Genomic DNA, 18,613 nt, shown 5'->3' on the forward strand with positions numbered 1-18,613 from the left:
AATATTTTCTCCTCAATAAATGCTTTTTGTATCTTTTTTCGTTACACTTAGTCTATTATCCTTTTTCTATGAAAAAAGAAGAACAGTACTGTTCTTCCATTGTAATCGCTTTTCTGCTCTCTATGCTACTTGTTTTTCTTGCTCCATTTTTTGCTTAGCTGGTGTCCTATTTACCACAATGATTCCCGCGGCTACACATGCTAAACCGAGTAGCACAAATGAATGAATTGCTTCACCTAAAATCATGCTCGATAATAACACACCAAATACGGGTATAAAGAACATGTACATAGATACTTTTCCAACCTTGTTGTACTTCATAATTGTATTCCAAATGCAAAAACCAGCTGCAGATAAGAAAGATAAATAAATTAGCATAAGTATTACATGTAGACTAAATGTAAATGGCATGACTCCAACTTGTAAAGCCCCTATACATAATAATCCTATAGAACCAAAAACCATTTGGTATGCTGTCATATAGCCAACATCTAATGTTTTACTACCTTCTTTTGCTAATATGTTTCCATATGAATACAGCATTGCTGCACTAAGAAGTAATAAGCTTCCGATCCCAAAATGAAATGATAAGCTACCATCACTCGGCACATTTACTAAAATGACGCCACAAAAACCAATCGATACCCCAATTATTTTTCTCATATTGAGAGCATCATCTTTATATAAAAAATGGGCGAGTAAAATTTGAAAGAATGATGATGTCCCTGAAATGATAGCTCCTTCAATTCCTGAACTATAACTCATTCCAATGTAAAAACAGATATATTGAAGAAACGTTTGGAATAAACCAATTTGTATTAACTGTTTCCCTGTTCCTTTTTTGAAGCTCATATCTTTTCCTAACACTTTAAAGAATAATAAGAGCATGACTCCAGATAAAAAGAAACGATAACCGGCAAATAATATTTGCTCTCCAACTTCTTGTGGTTGAATTCCAAGTTCAACATAACTTAACTTAATAAAAGGAAATGCGCTTCCCCATAAAAAAGTTGCTACTATTGCAGCAATAAATACGCCAATCGGATGGGTAAAAAATTTCTCTGTCTTCACTTGTTGTCTTCCTTTCCGACCTTTTTATGAACAATATTCATATATACCAGAGGAGTTGCGAAAACACAAGTTTTCCGTTTATACTTGAAACAAAACCGTACCATCTCATAAAAATATATGATATAATATAGAATAATTACAACATAATAACTATTAAAAACAGATTCAACAGAAATGCTGCTATCCATTATGGATGGCAGCTTTCGTCGTTTTATAGGGGTTTCGATTTTGATTATTTTTCTCAATAAGAATTCGGAAGGAGCGGGTAGTAATGAACTCAGAAGTAAAAACGTTACAGGCAAAAGAAACAATTTCCCATCCCTCTTTATGGGACACATTAAAAAAACATTATGAACTTGTATTTGCAGTAGCATCTGGTATTTTTATTTTAGTTGGCTGGTTATTCACAAAGAACGATGCAATGAATGTAGGTATTACTTGCTATATCCTTGCTTATATAGTTGGTGGATATGCAAAAGCGAAAGAAGGCATTGAAGATACGATTGAAGAAAAAGAGCTAAATGTTGAAATGCTAATGCTCTTTGCAGCTATTGGTGCTGCAATTATTGGCTACTGGGCAGAAGGAGCTATCTTAATCTTTATCTTTGCGCTCAGCGGTGCTATGGAATCTTATACGCTAAGTAAAAGCCAAAAAGAAATTTCCGCTCTTCTTGACTTACAACCCGAAGAAGCATTACGTATTTCTAACGGAACTGAGGAACGTGTTCCTGTTGGAGGGTTACAAATTAACGACATTATTTTAATTAAACCAGGTGAACGTGTTCCTGCTGACGGTACGATTCATAACGGTGAAACAAATATCGATGAAGCAGCAATCACGGGAGAACCTATTCCAAATGAGAAAAGACATGGCGATGAAGTATTTGCAGGTACTGTAAATTTACGTGGTGCTATCGAAGTTAAAATTACGAAGCCAAGCGATCAAACATTATTCCAAAAGATTATCCGTCTCGTCCAAAGTGCACAAAGTGAAAAATCACCATCACAACTATTCATCGAAAAGTTTGAAGGAACATACGTAAAAGGTGTACTACTCGTTGTTGCGCTTATGATGTTCGTTCCTCATTTCTTACTTGACTGGAGCTGGAATGAAACGTTTTATCGCGCTATGATCTTACTTGTAGTCGCATCTCCTTGTGCACTCGTTGCTGCCATTACACCAGCAACGTTATCTGCAATTTCTAACGGAGCAAGAAATGGAATTCTCTTTAAAGGTGGCATACATTTAGAACGCCTCGCTTCAGTAAAAGCAATCGCCTTTGATAAAACAGGAACATTAACAGAAGGAAAACCTACCGTAACAGATGTATATGTTCGAGAAAATATGACAGAAAAAGAAGTACTTTCTATTACAGCATCCATTGAAAGTCACTCTACACATCCTTTGGCTGAATCTATTGTTAAATATGCACAACATGCGTACGACATTACATTAAAAAAACCTGAAAAGGTTGAAGATGTAACTGGTTTTGGGCTAAAAGGAATATTGGAAAACACTGCTTATAAAATAGGTAAAGCTGATTTTATCGGTGAAGAAACAAAAACATTTCATAATGGTATTTCTGCCTCACTTGAAAAGGAAGGTAAAACTGTCGTTTATATTAGTGATGAGGGAGGCATTCTTGGACTTATCGCTTTAAAAGATACGCTTCGCCAAGAAACAATAGCTGCTATTCGTGAATTACAAAGCATTGGTGTCGAAGCAATTATGATTACTGGAGATAATGAAGAAACGGCAAAAGCAATTGCCTCTGAAAGTAATATAAAGGAATATTACGCATCATGTTTACCAGAAACAAAAGTTGAAACGATTAAAAAGTTAAAAGAAAAATATGGTACAGTAGCAATGGTCGGAGACGGTATAAATGATGCACCTGCACTAGCTACTGCTAGCATTGGTGTCGCAATGGGAGAAGGAACAGATGTAGCTTTAGAAACTGCGGATGTTGTACTGATGAAGAACGAACTATCTCGTCTTTCCCAAGCAATTCGTTTATCAAAACGAATGAACCGTATTGTGAAGCAAAACGTAATCTTTTCGCTAGCCGTTATTGCCATGCTAATTTGTTCAAACTTCTTGCAATTTTTAGCTCTTCCATTCGGTGTTATTGGCCATGAAGGAAGTACGATTCTTGTCATTTTGAATGGCTTACGATTATTAAAAGGCAGCAAATAAAACGGGTCCCTCATAGAGGACCCGTTTTTTTTAATGATAGCTATTGTGACCGTTCGCACTGCTACTCGTTTTATGCTTTGGATGCGAACTGCTCTTTTGTTTATTATTACTTTTATTGTTATGGTTCTTTTTATTATTACTCATGAAATATCCCCCCTGTTCCTTTTTATTATGGAACAAGAGCTCATTATTCATTACGGGAATTATTGTCACCGGTTCTATAATGGTGGAGTAAACCATTAATTTCACCGCCAAGTAAAATTACCCATCCAGTTAAGTAAAACCATAACATTAAAATAATGATACCACCGAGACCACCATATGTATTGGCGTAATTCGCAAACTTATCTACATAATAAGCAAATGAGTACGATACCACAATCCATCCTACAGTAGCAAATAACGCCCCTGAAATAACTTCTCTTCTTTTTAACTTTCGATCTGGGGCAAATGTATATAAGAAACTAAACAAAGCAAATAGCACGAAGAAACTCGCTACTAATCGTGTAATGCTCCACACGAAAGAAAAACTATCTGATAAACCGAGTGCTTTAAACACTGCTGCTCCAATAACTTGTCCGAATACCGGAACAATTAACGCAAAGACAATCATAAAAATAATAGCTAATGTAAACACAATTGATAACGCTCTTGTTGTAATAAAAGAACGTGTTTCCTTCACGTCATAAGCGCGGTTAAAAGCATTCATAACCGCATTAACACCATTTGAGGCAAACCATAACATGGATAATAAACCAAATGATAATAAACCACCATTTTGCTGGTTTACAACTTTATCTACATTTACCTCAATTAAGTTCATTGCATCATCTGGTACATAAACCTCTAATAAACTAAGCACATCCTCTGTTTGAATGGGAATAAATCCAAGAAGCGTAATTAAGAAAACGAGCCCAGGAAAAATTGCAAGCAAGAAGAAATAAGCGAGCTGTGCTGCCAAGCCCGCTACATCATCGCGCATCGTCCGGTCATATAAATCTTTACCAAACGAATAAGTACGATTTCTTCTCACCTTTTCTAAAATTTTTCTCATATATGTTTAAACGCTTTTCTTCTCTTCTTTATCTTGCTTTAACTCAATGTACGCTTCAGTTTTTTTTTCCACTGCATTTGAGTCTTTCATAAATAATTCACGCGCTTCTTTCATACCACCATCTTCAGCAACTACTGGCTCTTCTTCTGCTTTCAGCTCATCTACCTTTGGAGATACAGCTTGAATTTCAATCGTTTCTGGCTTTTCTTCTGGCTCAACTTTTTTCTTACTAAAAATTTCTTTCGTTTCTTTTAACGTCTCTACAACAGATGGCGTTAATTTTTTAATTTCTGCTACTTTCGCTTTTACCACATTGAAATCAGCAAGTTCGCGTCCTTTATCTGTAACAGTTTGCACTTTTTCTTTGATCTTTGCATTTTCACCAATTTCAATCATCTTTGTTTTTGCTTTTTCTGCTGTATTTTTTACTTTTTCACGGTTTTCTTTCTTTAACATGGATACAGCTACACCTGCCGCTACACCAATCGCAATGTTTCGAGCAATATTATTTTTCTTTGCCATATTCCTTCACCCTTTCATTTCTTATGTTAGAAAGTATTTCTTTCTAAGCTTCCTCATATTCCTTGTTCATTTCGAATGAAAGCTAATAGCTTTGCACACCCTTCTGTTACAAGGTCATATACTTCTTGGAAATTCCCTGTATAGTAAGGGTCAGGAACGTCTGTCCAGCCACCGTCTGGAACAAAGTCGGACAGCCTACCAATATAGACTCCAGTTTTACCTAAACTTTTTAAATCTGCTATATTCTTGTTGTCCATGGCAATAATATAATCAAACTTTGTTAAGTCTTCTTTTTCTACTTGCCTTGCTTTAATTCCTTCAAAAGTGACTGCATTTTCTTTTAAAATTTTTTGTGTTCCTTTATGTGGCGGATGGCCAACATGCCAATCTCCAGTTCCTGCAGAATCAATGACAATTTTCTCTTCAAGTCCCTCTTTTACGACAAGATTTCGAAAAATCGCTTCTGCCATCGGAGAACGGCAAATGTTCCCAAGACAAACAAACAATACTTGAACCATACTTTTGTTTCTTCCCTTCTTGGTGCATTTCTTAATATATACTTATAGTATAAACAACCAATTATTAAATATAAAGGAAATCCCTACTAATTTAATGGGATTGAAAAGATTCATTAACGAAAATGATAAAAAATGTTAAGATAGCCTTATGTTATTTTAAAGGGGGACACTTCGGTGGATTTATCCGTAAAGTCAGAAGAAAACGTTGAATATATGGTCGAAGCTATTAAAGAAAAATTACGTATGGTTAATGCTGGAGCGATGAGAGCTGCTAGTTTTAACGAAGAAATGTACGAAGATTTACGTGACATTTATGATCATGTTATGAAACGTGAAACATTCAGCATTAGTGAAATGCAAGCTATTACAGAAGAATTAGGTACATTAATTAAAAAGTAAAAAAGCCTCTCTTATATGAGGCTCTTTTTTATTTCCAACAAATTCATGACAACTCATCTCTTTCCCTCAACCAACTGTAAAATATTGTACAATAGAAGTAGAACCTCATCTTAGATTTTTTCTCCATACATACTACTCACAAATAATAGCAACACTACCATTGCTAACTGTTTTTACTGGAGGTGCTTACTTATGAGCAATTGGTACAGTAAGACGAAAGATCAAACATTAATTGACCTAGAAACAAACGAACAACACGGTTTAACAGATGAAATTGTAAGTGAACGTTTAAAGCAATACGGTTCTAATGAATTAGCTACAAAACAAAAACGCACTTTATGGCAGCGTATTTTCGCCCAAATTAATGACGTCCTCGTATATGTCCTTATTATTGCTGCCCTTATTTCTGCCTTTGTAGGTGAATGGGCGGATGCCAGTATTATCGCGCTTGTTGTAGTTTTAAATGCTGTTATCGGTGTTGTCCAAGAATCTAAAGCAGAACAAGCTTTAGAGGCACTAAAAAAGATGGCAACACCTAAAGCTATCGTCAAGAGACATGGTGAACTAAAAGAAATTCCATCTGAACACGTCGTTCCAGGGGATATCGTTATGCTCGATGCCGGACGATATATCCCATGCGATTTACGCCTTATTGAAACCGCAAATTTAAAAGTTGAAGAATCTGCTCTAACTGGTGAATCTGTCCCTGTTGATAAAGATGCAATCTACCACCCTTCCATGCAAAGTGATGAACAAGTACCACTCGGCGATCAAAAAAACATGGCCTTTATGTCTACTCTTGTAACATACGGAAGAGGCGTCGGTGTTGCTGTTGAAACTGGAATGAACTCACAAATTGGTAAGATTGCTACCCTTTTACATGAAGCAGACGATGATATGACACCACTTCAAAAAAGCTTAGCACAAGTCGGAAAATATTTAGGCTTTGTCGCTGTAGCTATTTGTATCATTATGTTCCTCATCGGTTTTTTACAAGGCCGGGATACGTTAGAAATGTTTATGACTGCTATTAGTTTAGCCGTTGCAGCTATTCCAGAAGGCTTGCCAGCTATCGTTTCCATCGTTCTTGCAATTGGTGTGCAACGTATGATTAAACAAAACGTTATCATTCGCAAACTACCAGCTGTTGAAGCCCTCGGTTCTGTCACAATTATTTGTTCAGATAAAACAGGTACGTTAACGCAAAATAAAATGACCGTTACTCACTTTTATAGTGATAACACATACGATCGCTTAGAAAGTTTAAATGTAAATAATGATGCGCAACGTCTATTGTTAGAAAATATGATGCTATGTAATGATGCGTCTTATAATAACGAATCACAAACGGGAGACCCGACTGAAATTGCACTTCTCGTTGCTGGAACCACTTTTAACATGCAAAAAGATTATTTAGAAAAAATACATGAACGTGTTAACGAAGTACCTTTCGATTCAGATCGTAAAATGATGTCAACCGTACATACATACGATGAAAGCTACTATAGCATGACGAAAGGCGCTATCGATAAGCTCTTACCTCGATGTACCCATATTTTTAAAAACGGCAAAATCGAGATTTTAACTGATTCTGATAAAAATCAAATATTAGAAGCTGCCGGAGCAATGTCTCAAGAAGCTTTAAGAGTACTTTCATTCGCATTTAAACAATACAATTCAAACGATATGGATATAAATCATCTTGAAGAAAATCTTATCTTTATTGGTCTTGTCGGTATGATTGATCCACCACGAACTGAAGTGAAAGATTCAATTAAAGAATGTAAAAAAGCCGGTATTCGCACAGTTATGATTACTGGTGACCATAAAGATACCGCCTTTGCAATTGCCAAAGAACTTGGCATTGCTGAAGAAATATCGGAAATTATGATTGGAACTGAATTAGATAACATTTCTGATACAGAACTAGCTAGCAAAATTAATCATTTAAATGTATTCGCTAGAGTCTCTCCAGAGCATAAAGTGAAAATTGTAAAGGCATTACGCGCGAAAGGAAATATCGTTTCTATGACTGGTGATGGTGTCAATGATGCACCATCTTTAAAGCAAGCTGATGTTGGCGTAGCGATGGGCATTACAGGAACAGACGTTGCAAAAGGGGCAGCAGATGTCGTGTTAACAGATGATAATTTCTCATCTATTGTGAAAGCCGTTGAAGAAGGTAGAAATATTTATCGTAACATAAAAAAATCAATTCTCTTTCTACTCTCTTGTAACTTCGGAGAAATTATCGCTTTATTTTTAGCGATTTTACTCGGCTGGGCAACACCACTACGACCTATTCATATTTTGTGGGTGAATTTAATTACAGATACACTGCCTGCATTATCACTTGGGGTTGATCCTGAAGATCCAGATGTGATGAAGGAAAAACCACGACATGCGAAAGAAAGCTTATTTAGTGGCAGCGTTCCTTTCCTGATTTTCAATGGAGTTATCATTGGACTTTTAACGCTAATAGCTTTTATCGCCGGAGCAAAATTCTATACTGGAGATACAAATTTATTCCCTCTTTTCCCAGAGCGAATTTATGACGATGCTCTATTACACGCTCAAACGATGGCATTTGTCGTTCTTAGTTTTTCTCAGCTCGTTCATTCATTTAACTTACGTTCAAGAACGAAATCAATTTTTTCAATTGGGATCTTTACAAATAAATATTTAGTCTTCTCCCTTCTTATCGGTGTTCTTATGCAAGTTTGTATCATCTCCATCCCGCCCCTTGCAAGTATATTCGGTGTACATGCATTAACGATGCGAGATTGGGGATTTGTTCTCTTATTAAGTATCATTCCACTTGTTGTGAATGAGATTATTAAATTAGTGAAGAGAAACTAAAAGGCAATGAGGACTCTTCCTCATTGCCTTTTCATTTACCCTTGTAATTCTTTTTTAATGTTCTCAGTTAATGTAGCCATACGTTTGCGGCTTTCTTCACGCTCACGTTTGTTTTGCTCTTCAATTTGTTGTGTTTCTTGCATACCTCTTGAAATAATGTTCCAAGTTTCCTCAAGTGTTTCCATCTTAATACTAGAAGAACCTGATAATCTCGCTACTTCTACACTTTGCGTTGCGATATTTTGTGCATTTTTCTTAAGTAATTCATTTGTACGGCGATCCAGTTCAGCCATAGAATCTGCAACAAGCTTTTGACGCTTCGCATTTACCGCTTGAATGATACCATTTTTAAAGATAGGAATCGTTGTAATAAATGCTGTATTGATTTTACCAATTAATTTATTATTACCACGTTGAATCATACGAATTTGTGGTGCTGTAAGTAGCGCAACCATACGCGCTTTTTCTAAATCATCAATACGTTGCTCTAAAATTTCAACAGAGTTTTTAAGCGACTCTAATTCAATACCTGCTAATTGATCATTATTACGCACACGCTCTTCATACATCGGAACTAATTCTGTATTTAAACGCTCTAATAGCATTTCTCCTGCTACTACGTACTTCTCTAAGTCTAAATAATATTTTAAGTTTTGCTCATACAAGCCATCTAACGTACCAATTGATTTTTTCATCTCATCTTGGTACTTCGTAATTTCCACATATACTTTATCAATTTCACGGCCCATCGTTTGATACTTGCTAAAAATTTGTTCTATCATTTTATCCGCTTTTTTGAACATACGTGAGAAGAAACCACTTTTCTCTTCCGCAAAGTCTTTGCTATCAAATCTGTCCATAATTTTACCAAGCTGTTTTAATAATTCACCAGAATCTTCTATCTTTGATAATGACATTGTATGTAAAATTTGATCAGCAAAACGTGAAATTTCCATAGAAGGTTCTTTTCCAAGTTCAATTAATTCTAATTGATCTTTAATATCTACCGCATTATAAATACGTTGTACATCCGCATCTTGTCTAAGTTGTAAGCGAACATCTTGTGCTGTTTGCTCATTTAATTCTGTTTTCGGATCTAGTACGACTGGGTTATTCATATAGTATTCTCCCTTTCCTTATAAAAATGGACGAAATAGTCCTTTTATTGTTTGTGATAAATTTTTATAAGCTGATGAACCATGAAACTCAAGATCGAAATTAACCTCTTCAAGCCAATGGGAATCAAATGCCCCCGCTTCAATATACGGTTCAATATCGTTTCTTCCCGTTGGATTGAAATGGAATACATCTACTCCAATTTGATTTAAAAATAGTAATAAAACAGCATCAGAACGAGTTAACTCTCCACTCTTCTCATTATTAAATATAACAATTTTCGGTACATCTTGTGAATAATCAAATTTCTCAAGCTGTTCTAAAATATTCGGTGGTATTTGAGAAAGTTGCGCGAAAACATATAGCGCTACATCTTGTTTCGTCTCTTTCGCAATTGGTTTGCACATTTCACTTTCACACGTATGGATAATCGCTTCTGCAATCCCATGTTGTAAACCTTCCGGTAAACGCTTATGCGGCCACCAATGGCTATTCATAATTAGATCCGGATGTAATTTCCCAGCTCGGTCCAATGCATCTCGATAATGATATTGGAAGTTTGCTTTTTGCTCTTTCGTAAATGGGAATGTATTAATTAGTAAACTGTTATCAAATGATGTAACAGCCTTTAATCGTTGAAAATACTCTTTATCATTCTTTGAAACACCTGATATTTTCACAAATAAAGAAGGGATATAAATGTGTTTATTTTCAACAAAGAATGTCGGGCGTACAAACGCCTTTTCTTTCGTAATTAAAAAGAGTTCATCATATGTTGTTTTTAGTGTACGAGCTACAGGCGTATAGGAACGGAATTGCCACGGCTTGTACAGCAGTGAATTATCATGGTGAAGTACTTGCTCAATTTCTTTTGAAGCTTGATACGCTACTGTTGCCACACGCTCGCGGCGGCGATCTGGAAATGGTTCAAGAGAAATACGGCCTGGATGAGACACAATAAAGGTCCTTCCCTCTTCATCGACATTCTCAAATCCATCTTTTCCTTCTGGATGATAATAAAGCACATCACAACCGAGCATAATAAGAAAGTATAAGAAATATATACGGCTTTCCTGTGCATCACCATACCAAACGATACGCGGCATTTGTTTCTTATAATTAATCGTAGAGAACCACTTCGCTACATAATTTTCGCTTAGTTTAATTATGTCGATTAAGAAACGACGGAAGCCTTCTGTCTTTAACGACTGATTATGTTGTTTCTCATATAATTTCAATAGTGAAATAAACGTCGTATGTATGTAATGCTGTAAATCAGGATTGTCTACTTTCGGTAAAAGTTGTTTCCCAGATAAGTGTGCAACTAACCTATTTACTGTCAGACCATTTGGTGCTTCTTGATGTAATCCGAACACTTCTTGAATATGACGAAGCTTTTCCGAATCAATCACTTTGTTTAAATTTTGTTCGTGTAAAACTTCGATTCCTTTCGCTTCACTATAATCAAACAGTTCATTAAAATATTCATCTACATCATTAGGAACGCCAAGGATTCGACATGCTATATAACTAAATTTCATCTCATTCTCTGTCAGTTCATATTGTGGACGTTTTTCTAAAAGCGTTTCAAATTGCTTTAAATCTGATTCATCTTTTAATGCATATGGTTGAAGTGTAAAACGTGAAAACACAACAGTTCACCTCCAAAAACATTTACGTTTTTTCTAAGTCCTTCTTCTATTATAAACTATTTTTGGTTATAAAAAATGGGCGCTCACAAAACGAGCAAACCCATTTCAATTATTTATTGTCTTCTTTAGTAGCTGCAACTTCTTCTTTAGCTTGTCCAGAATTCTTCATGTAGTGAATTATAAATGTTGCTCCAAATGCTACAACTAAAATAATAAAGAATAGTGTATGACTAATCTCAATCTCGATTAAAGACAGTAACATTTTCGATGCAATAATTAAGATTAAAATGTATGCTGTCGTTTCAAGCTCTGGAATACGCTCTAACAATTTCAAGAATACACCGGCAATACCACGCATCATTAAAATACCTAGCATTCCGCCTAATAATAAAATCCAAACTTCATTAGATACACCAAATGCAGCAAGTACACTATCTACAGAGAATGCGATATCCATTAATTCGACCATTGCAACTGTTCCCCAGAAGACACCGAACATTCTGAAGAAAATACTGTTTTGGTTCATACCATGAGCTTCCTCTTCTTCACCTGCACCTTTACGCTTATCAATAAAGTATTTTACTGATAACCAAGCAAGGTAAAGTGCACCAAGAAGTTTTACCCACCATAATTTAATTAAGAACATTCCAATTCCAATTGCAATAAAGCGGAATATATAAGCTCCAATAAGTCCATAGAATAATGCTTTTTTACGTTTCTCTTCAGGAAGGTGTTTTACCATTACTGCTAACACAAGTGCGTTATCAGCAGATAACAACCCTTCAAGTACAACAAGTGTACCAATTAATCCCCAAGATACTGGATCTTGCAACACTTTAATCCACATGTCCAAGTCAAAAAACTGAGCATACGTATCAAGGATTCCTTGCAAAATACTCATCTTACCTTTATCCCCTATTCTTTGCTAGATTTATAGAAAGGTCAAAAAAAGGAAACGAATATCGTTTCCTTTCTATGCATCCAAGCCATACGCTCTTACAAGCGCACCTAAACCACCTTGGAATCCACTTCCTACTGCATTAAACTTCCACTGTCCATTATGACGGTATAATTCACAAAAGACAACTGCTGTTTCGATGGAGAAATCTTCCCCTAAGTCAAAACGAAGAACTTCTTCACTCGTTTCTTCATTCGCTAAACGAACAAACGCATTTCCTACTTGCCCAAAGTTTTGACTACGGCCTTCTGCATCATAAATCGTAACTGTAATAGCAATTCTGTGCACATCTGCTGGAACTTTCTTCAAGTCCACAACAAGTTGCTCATCGTCACCTTCACCTTCACCTGTACGGTTATCTCCTGTATGTAAAACAGATCCACAAGGAGACTGTAAATTATTATAGAAGATAAAATCAGTTTCCTTCGTACATTTTCCGTTTGCATCTAATAAAAAGGCAGATGCATCTAAATCGAAATCAGCTCCACCGTCATAAGATTTAATATCCCATCCAAGACCAATTACTGCTTTTGTTAAACCAGGGCTTGTCTTACCTAAATCGATTTTCTGGCCTTTTTGTAATTGAATAACCATCTATATTCACCTCTATATGTTTATCTTTTAAAATATATCCATCAGTAAACATACATTTCACCAATGGATATATAAATCAAATCTATTACTCTACATCTAAACCAAAGTTATTACATAGAGACGCTAATCCACCTTGGAATCCACTTCCGATTGCATTGAATTTCCAGTCACCTGCATGACGATATAATTCACCTACTACTACGGCTGTTTCAATAGAGAAATCTTCTCCTAAATCGTAACGAATTAATTCTGCATTCTTTTCTTCATCTAAAATACGTACGAAAGAATTAGAAACTTGTCCGAAGTTTTGGCTACGGCCTTCTCCATCATAAATTGTAATTGTGAAACAAATACGTTCGATGTGAGCAGGAACATTTTTCAAATCTACTTTAATCGCTTCGTCATCGCCTTCACCTTCACCAGTGCGGTTATCTCCTAAATGCTCTACAGCACCATTCGCACCTTTTGGATTATTATAGAAAACGAAATCTTCAGCTCCTGAAACTTTACCATTCGCACCTACTAAGAAAATACTAACATCTAAGTCGAAATCGTTTTGTCCGTCATAACGATTCGTGTCCCAACCAAGTCCTACAAGAACTTTCGAAAGACCTGGATTCGTTTTTGTTAAGTCTACCTTTTGTCCCTTTTTCAATGAAATTGACGCCATATACAATTCCTCCTCAGTTTATTTTATTGATAACGTGATACAATCTCACTTAAGTTTTTATCTTGTGTTCCTTCTCCAACTGCTGAGAATTTCCATTCACTTCCTTGACGATACATTTCACCTGCAATTAGAGTCGTTTTGCCAGCATAATTATCCGATAAATTATAGCGTGCTAATTCTTCACCAGTTTGCGGGTTTTGAATACGAATATATGCATTACGAATCATCCCGAAATCTTGACGACGATTTACACAGTCATAAATATTTACAACGAATACTAAACGATTAATACGGCTCGGAACTTTATGTAATTCTACGAAAATTGTTTCGTCATCACCAGCGCCTTCACCTGTTAAATTATCTCCTGAATGAATAATACTACCACAAGTAGAAAGTTTATTTCCGAAGTAAACTAAATCATTTTTGTTTAAAAAACGATCTCCTTCTAACATAACAACAGATGCATCACAATCTACATTTGGTTTACTTCCAAATAATGAAGACAGAAATCCACCTGATTGCCCAATTGGATCCCAGCCTAAGCCAACCTGTAGTTTTGCTACTTTTGGTTGTCCTTTCGTTAAATCGATCTTTTGACCTTTTTCTAAAATAATAGGCATGAAGTTTCTCCCTTTCTACAAAGCATTTTCCAAATCGGAAAATATTGTATTCTTCTCTTATATTGTAGCATTATTTACCTAGCGATAAAAAGGATAAATTCTCAGTTATATGAAAACATTCATATAATTTACTTATGATGATGTAAGAAGTGGTAAATAGCACCAATCATTCCTGCACAATTACCGTTTTGCGCAAGTTCAATCTCACAATTATTATAAATCTCTTGATTTAAGTATTTACTGATCTCTTCTTTTACTTCTTTTAAAAACTCATTTCCTCTATCGGTAATTCCTCCACCAATAATAATCGTTTCTGGATTAAAAATATAAGCAAGATTACTAATTCCGATTGCCAAATGTTTAAAAAAAATCCCAACTGCTTGAGCAACTTCTCTATCTCCTTTATCATACAACTCGAAAATTCTTTTCCCATTCCACTCGCCTTTGCCTTTATATTTTCTTACAAGCCGAATTAATCCTGAAATCGAAGCAACCTCTTCAAACGTTTTTCCTTCTATTAGCATATTCCCCCATTCACCAGCACTAAATGAATGTCCTCGGTACAATTCTCCATCTATAAAAATTGCTCCCCCAATCCCTGTTCCAATGGTGAGCATAATAAAGTTATCTTTCTCTCTTCCACTACCATTCCACTTTTCTCCAAACGCTGCACAATTCACATCATTGTCAATCGATACTGGAACTTTTAATATCTCTTGCAATCTATCAATAATAGGAATCGTACTATATCCCGGAATATGATCCGCACCTCCCGTCACAATTCCTTTATTAATATCAACAATTCCCGTAGTGCTAATACCAATTCCTGCAATAGTATGTTCATTCATTATTTTTTGGGATACATATATAAGTTTTTGAATAATTTGTTCTCCGCCTAAATGAATTTCTGTTGCAACTGTTTTACGCTTTAATACTCTCCCTATTTCTGAAACAATACCATACTTAATTTGCGTACCGCCAATATCAAACGCTATATACTCTTTCATCTACTGCCACTTCCTCTACCGTTATAAATGTAAATTCTCCACCTCTACTATTTGTAGGAAATCTACATTAACTCTTTTCTGCTTTGACAAATACACCACCTTTTTCTATATATAGTTTTTTTTGCATAAAACTCTTTTTCCTAAGAAATATTACAAAGGGATGTATTGATGGAATATTAATTTCTTAGGAGGAAAACCATGACGAAAATCTTCATTTTAGCATCAACACTCTCTTTATCTTTTTTTAGCGGTTTAAATATCGGTAATGCTGCAACTGAAAACTTCCAACCATTAACAAACGCTATTGTACAAAATAGCGATCATTTTGCAGAAGGAAACTCAAAGGATAATAATAAACCTTCAGGAAATAACGGTTCTCAGGACGATAGTGGTTCTGGTAACAGTGGCTCTGACGGCAATGGTTCCGGCGGTAATGGTTCTGGTGGTAGCAGCTCTGACGGCAATGGTTCCGGCGGTAATGGTTCTGGTGGTAGCAGCTCTGACGACAATGGTTCCGGCGGTAATGGTTCTGGTGGTAGCAGCTCTGACGACAATGGTTCCGGCGGTAACGGTTCTGGTGGCAGTGGCTCTGACGGCAATGGTTCCGGCGGTAACGGTTCTGGTGGCAGTGGCTCTGGTGGCAATGGTTCCGGCGGGAACGGTTCTAGCGGTAACGGTTCTGGTGGCAATGACTCTGGTGGCAGCGGTTCCGGTGGCAGTGGTTCTGGCGGTAACGGTTCTGGTAGCAACGGTTCTGGTAGCAACGGCTCTGGTGGCAGCGGTTCTGGTGGCAGCGGTTCTGGTGGCAGCGGTTCTGGTAGCAACGGCTCTGGTGGTAACGGTTCTGGTGGCAGTGGCTCACACGGTGGGAATGGCTCTCAAGGTAGCAATCGCGTTAAAGGTGATAGCAGTTCTCAAGGGGGGAATGGCTCTCAAGGTGGCAAGCGTGTTAAAGGCGATAGCAATTCTCAGGGGGGCAACCGTTCTCAAGGGGGGAACGTAAAAGATAATACGAAAAAACAAGGTGATAAATTACCGAATACAGCAACACATTATCCTGCATCTATTTTAATGGGTCTTTCAACATTCTTAATTGGTATGTTACTGTTTATTCGTCGTAAAAACGTAAAATAAGAGCAACATCCTTCCATCTAAAGAATACATGAAATACTGTATAAAACTAAAAAGGACTTTGGATTATATTTTATTATGCAGCCCAAAGTCCTTTTTATCACCTATCAGAAAAAGTATTAATACGCTTTTCCCCAATACACCATTTGTTTAGCTTCTTTACCACAACAAATACATTCTTCAGCTAAATGCTCTTGCTCAAAAGACATACAGCGAGAAGATACTCCAACTTCTTCTTTTAGTTTCTCTTCACAAGCTAATTCCCCGCACCACATCGCTTTAATAAATCCTTGCTTTTCGTCAGCTATTTTTTTCATCTCTTCGAAATTTGTCGCAACATACGTATTCTCATCGCGAAATGCTTTTGCTTTATTAAATAAAGCAATATGAATTTCTTCAAGTAATGCTGGAATACGTTCTTCTAATTGATCCATTGGTACAAACTCTTTTTCCTTCGTATCTCTTCTTACAAGTACAACTTGATTCTTTTCAATATCTTTAGGGCCAACTTCTAATCGAATTGGAATCCCCTTCATTTCATACTCATTAAATTTCCAGCCTGGTGTTTTATTACTAGCATCTATTTTTACTCGTGCAACCTTTTGAATATGTGCTTGTAACTCTGTTGCTTTTGCTAAAACTCCTTCTTTATGCTGAGCAATCGGTACAATAACAACTTGCACTGGAGCGACTTTTGGTGGCATTACAAGTCCATTATTATCACTATGAACCATTATTAGCCCGCCTATCATTCTTGTTGATACACCCCAAGATGTTTGGTGCACATATTGCCACTTACCGTTACGATCTAAAAACTTAATATCAAATGCTTCTGAGAAATTCGTCCCAAAGTTATGAGAGGTTCCTGTTTGAAGTGCTTTTCCATCATGCATTAAACTTTCAATTGTATAAGTTGCCTTTGCTCCAGCAAACTTCTCTTTTTCTGTTTTTTGTCCTTTAATAACTGGTATTGCTAAATAATCCTCACAGAAAGAAGCATATAAGTTTAAAATATTTAATGTTTCAGCCTGCGATTCTTCTGCCGTTTCATGGATTGTATGACCCTCTTGCCATAAAAATTCAGTCGTACGAAGGAACGGCCTAGTTGTCTTCTCCCAACGAACTACTGAGCACCACTGATTATATAACTTTGGCAAATCATTATAGGATTGCACAATTTTTGAAAAGTGCTCACAGAATAAAGTTTCAGATGTAGGACGTACACAAAGTCTTTCCGCTAACTTTTCATCTCCACCATGCGTAACCCATGCTACTTCAGGAGCAAATCCTTCAACATGATCCTTCTCTTTTTGCAATAAACTCTCTGGGATAAACATTGGCATATATACATTTTCATGGCCAGTTTCTTTTAACTTCTCATCCATCACCTTCTGCATATTCTCCCATAAGGCATAACCATACGGACGTAAAATCATGCACCCTTTTACACTTGAATAATCAACAAGTTCGGCTTTTTTTACAATATCGGTATACCACTGCGCAAAGTCCTCTTCCATCTTCGTAATGGCTTGCACTTGTTCTTTTGCCATAGTCAGTCTTCCTCCTTCTAGAAAATACAAAAAAGCCCGCGTCCCTAAATAGGGACCGAGCTTTGCCGGCGTTACCACCCTGATTCATGCACAAAAATTGCGCATGCTCTCTTTTTGATAACGGGAAATTCCCGCTGCATATGCAGAACTCAAAGGCAGGTTCCATATTGCCTTTTTAAGAATCTTTCAGCCTGGCGGATTCTCTCTCTGCTAAAAAGGTTGAACATGTACTAGTCCTTTTTCATCGTTATAACGAAATAAATTTGTTGATTATCATAATACAAATTCTTTTTTAAAACAATAGCTAATTTTCTTATTATTATATATTCTTTTCATTTTTTGCAGTTTTATACGTAGCTTTTCCGCGTAATTTTCACAAGTTGATGTGCAATCATACCGATAAGTGTACCAAGTAGGACGAAGAAACCAATAAATCCATATCCCATTCCTTCCCACCCACCAATAACCATCATTGTAACGGGAAAGGACGCTAAGCAAAGAAGTATTAAACTAAGTGCAAATATAATATCGAACTGTTTGTCTGGAAACCGTTTCTTTAGTAAATATGAAATAGCAAATACAAGGATAATCGTGATTCCACCAATGATGTAAAAGATACCAAATCCATCTAACCAATCCATAGTGTTTCCTCCTTCCATAGATTCCCTTATACTTAATTATATGTTTAATTTTTC

Annotated in this window: 17 protein-coding genes and 1 other annotated feature; of the genes, 4 read left to right on the forward strand and 13 right to left on the reverse strand. The window is 36.3% G+C overall.

What is annotated here, in order from left to right; translation table 11 throughout:
* Window positions 1-120: 120 nt before the first annotated feature.
* A complete protein-coding gene (locus ACTFRY_RS25605) occupies window positions 121-1,071 on the reverse strand; it encodes a DMT family transporter (RefSeq protein ID WP_000845706.1) in 951 nt (316 codons plus the stop codon).
* Window positions 1,072-1,342: 271 nt separating this feature from the next.
* Between ACTFRY_RS25605 and ACTFRY_RS25610 the strand changes: the two genes are divergently transcribed.
* Window positions 1,343-3,268: a heavy metal translocating P-type ATPase gene (locus tag ACTFRY_RS25610; protein ID WP_001083770.1), complete on the forward strand. Its 1,926-nt coding sequence runs from the start codon at window positions 1,343-1,345 to the stop codon at window positions 3,266-3,268.
* 187 nt (window positions 3,269-3,455) lie between these two features.
* Here the strand turns inward: ACTFRY_RS25610 and ACTFRY_RS25615 are convergent, their stop codons facing one another.
* Genes ACTFRY_RS25615 through ACTFRY_RS25625 form a run of 3 tightly spaced genes read right to left on the reverse strand, consistent with a single transcriptional unit; the run spans window position 3,456 to window position 5,362 of the window.
* Window positions 3,456-4,322 carry a YihY/virulence factor BrkB family protein gene (locus ACTFRY_RS25615; protein ID WP_001226536.1) on the reverse strand — a complete coding sequence of 289 codons (867 nt, stop codon included), beginning with the start codon at window positions 4,320-4,322 and terminating at the stop codon, window positions 3,456-3,458.
* A 6-nt stretch (window positions 4,323-4,328) separates the two neighbouring features.
* Entirely contained in the window at window positions 4,329-4,844 is a 516-nt protein-coding gene (locus tag ACTFRY_RS25620; protein ID WP_001085388.1) for a DUF4075 domain-containing protein, read from the reverse strand.
* Between the two features lie 53 nt (window positions 4,845-4,897).
* Window positions 4,898-5,362, reverse strand: a complete 465-nt coding sequence (locus ACTFRY_RS25625) for a low molecular weight protein-tyrosine-phosphatase (RefSeq protein WP_440032446.1) — start codon at window positions 5,360-5,362, stop codon at window positions 4,898-4,900.
* A gap of 174 nt (window positions 5,363-5,536) precedes the next feature.
* Between ACTFRY_RS25625 and ACTFRY_RS25630 the strand changes: the two genes are divergently transcribed.
* Together ACTFRY_RS25630 and ACTFRY_RS25635 are read left to right on the forward strand one after the other, a co-directional pair.
* A complete protein-coding gene (locus ACTFRY_RS25630) occupies window positions 5,537-5,761 on the forward strand; it encodes a DUF1128 domain-containing protein (protein ID WP_000366196.1) in 225 nt (74 codons plus the stop codon).
* A 192-nt stretch (window positions 5,762-5,953) separates the two neighbouring features.
* The gene (locus ACTFRY_RS25635) at window positions 5,954-8,620 is read left to right on the forward strand and encodes a cation-translocating P-type ATPase (RefSeq protein WP_098616494.1); all 2,667 of its coding nucleotides are present in this window, start codon (window positions 5,954-5,956) and stop codon (window positions 8,618-8,620) included.
* Window positions 8,621-8,655: 35 nt separating this feature from the next.
* Here the strand turns inward: ACTFRY_RS25635 and ACTFRY_RS25640 are convergent, their stop codons facing one another.
* From ACTFRY_RS25640 to ACTFRY_RS25670, 7 genes are all read right to left on the reverse strand, one after another.
* Window positions 8,656-9,738 (reverse strand): toxic anion resistance protein, encoded by a 1,083-nt coding sequence (locus ACTFRY_RS25640; RefSeq protein WP_001064409.1) that lies wholly within the window; start codon window positions 9,736-9,738, stop codon window positions 8,656-8,658.
* An 18-nt stretch (window positions 9,739-9,756) separates the two neighbouring features.
* Entirely contained in the window at window positions 9,757-11,388 is a 1,632-nt protein-coding gene (locus ACTFRY_RS25645) for a YceG family protein (RefSeq protein WP_098616495.1), read from the reverse strand.
* A 109-nt stretch (window positions 11,389-11,497) separates the two neighbouring features.
* Window positions 11,498-12,289 carry a TerC family protein gene (locus tag ACTFRY_RS25650; RefSeq protein WP_000025688.1) on the reverse strand — a complete coding sequence of 264 codons (792 nt, stop codon included), beginning with the start codon at window positions 12,287-12,289 and terminating at the stop codon, window positions 11,498-11,500.
* Between the two features lie 72 nt (window positions 12,290-12,361).
* Window positions 12,362-12,940: a TerD family protein gene (locus ACTFRY_RS25655; protein WP_000236643.1), complete on the reverse strand. Its 579-nt coding sequence runs from the start codon at window positions 12,938-12,940 to the stop codon at window positions 12,362-12,364.
* Between the two features lie 85 nt (window positions 12,941-13,025).
* Window positions 13,026-13,610 carry a TerD family protein gene (locus ACTFRY_RS25660; protein WP_000146726.1) on the reverse strand — a complete coding sequence of 195 codons (585 nt, stop codon included), beginning with the start codon at window positions 13,608-13,610 and terminating at the stop codon, window positions 13,026-13,028.
* 23 nt (window positions 13,611-13,633) lie between these two features.
* Window positions 13,634-14,230 (reverse strand): TerD family protein, encoded by a 597-nt coding sequence (locus ACTFRY_RS25665; protein ID WP_016117112.1) that lies wholly within the window; start codon window positions 14,228-14,230, stop codon window positions 13,634-13,636.
* A 128-nt stretch (window positions 14,231-14,358) separates the two neighbouring features.
* Window positions 14,359-15,237 carry an ROK family protein gene (locus ACTFRY_RS25670; RefSeq protein ID WP_000666112.1) on the reverse strand — a complete coding sequence of 293 codons (879 nt, stop codon included), beginning with the start codon at window positions 15,235-15,237 and terminating at the stop codon, window positions 14,359-14,361.
* Between the two features lie 198 nt (window positions 15,238-15,435).
* On the opposite strand from ACTFRY_RS25670, the gene ACTFRY_RS25675 reads away from it, so the two are divergent.
* Complete coding sequence (locus ACTFRY_RS25675) at window positions 15,436-16,371, forward strand: LPXTG cell wall anchor domain-containing protein (RefSeq protein ID WP_350369400.1); 936 nt, start codon at window positions 15,436-15,438, stop codon at window positions 16,369-16,371.
* A gap of 116 nt (window positions 16,372-16,487) precedes the next feature.
* On the opposite strand, the gene proS is transcribed toward ACTFRY_RS25675, so the two are convergent.
* Both proS and ACTFRY_RS25685 read right to left on the reverse strand, forming a co-directional pair.
* Window positions 16,488-17,918 (reverse strand): proline--tRNA ligase, encoded by a 1,431-nt coding sequence (proS, locus tag ACTFRY_RS25680; RefSeq protein ID WP_098616497.1) that lies wholly within the window; start codon window positions 17,916-17,918, stop codon window positions 16,488-16,490.
* A gap of 47 nt (window positions 17,919-17,965) precedes the next feature.
* Window positions 17,966-18,172: a binding site (T-box leader), on the reverse strand.
* A gap of 93 nt (window positions 18,173-18,265) precedes the next feature.
* On the reverse strand, window positions 18,266-18,559 hold the full coding sequence (locus ACTFRY_RS25685) for a YesK-like family protein (protein WP_000383853.1): 294 nt from the start codon (window positions 18,557-18,559) through the stop codon (window positions 18,266-18,268).
* Window positions 18,560-18,613 lie beyond the last annotated feature (54 nt).

Source organism: Bacillus cereus group sp. MYBK195-1, from assembly GCF_051916605.1.
Lineage (GTDB): Bacteria > Bacillota > Bacilli > Bacillales > Bacillaceae_G > Bacillus_A > Bacillus_A cereus.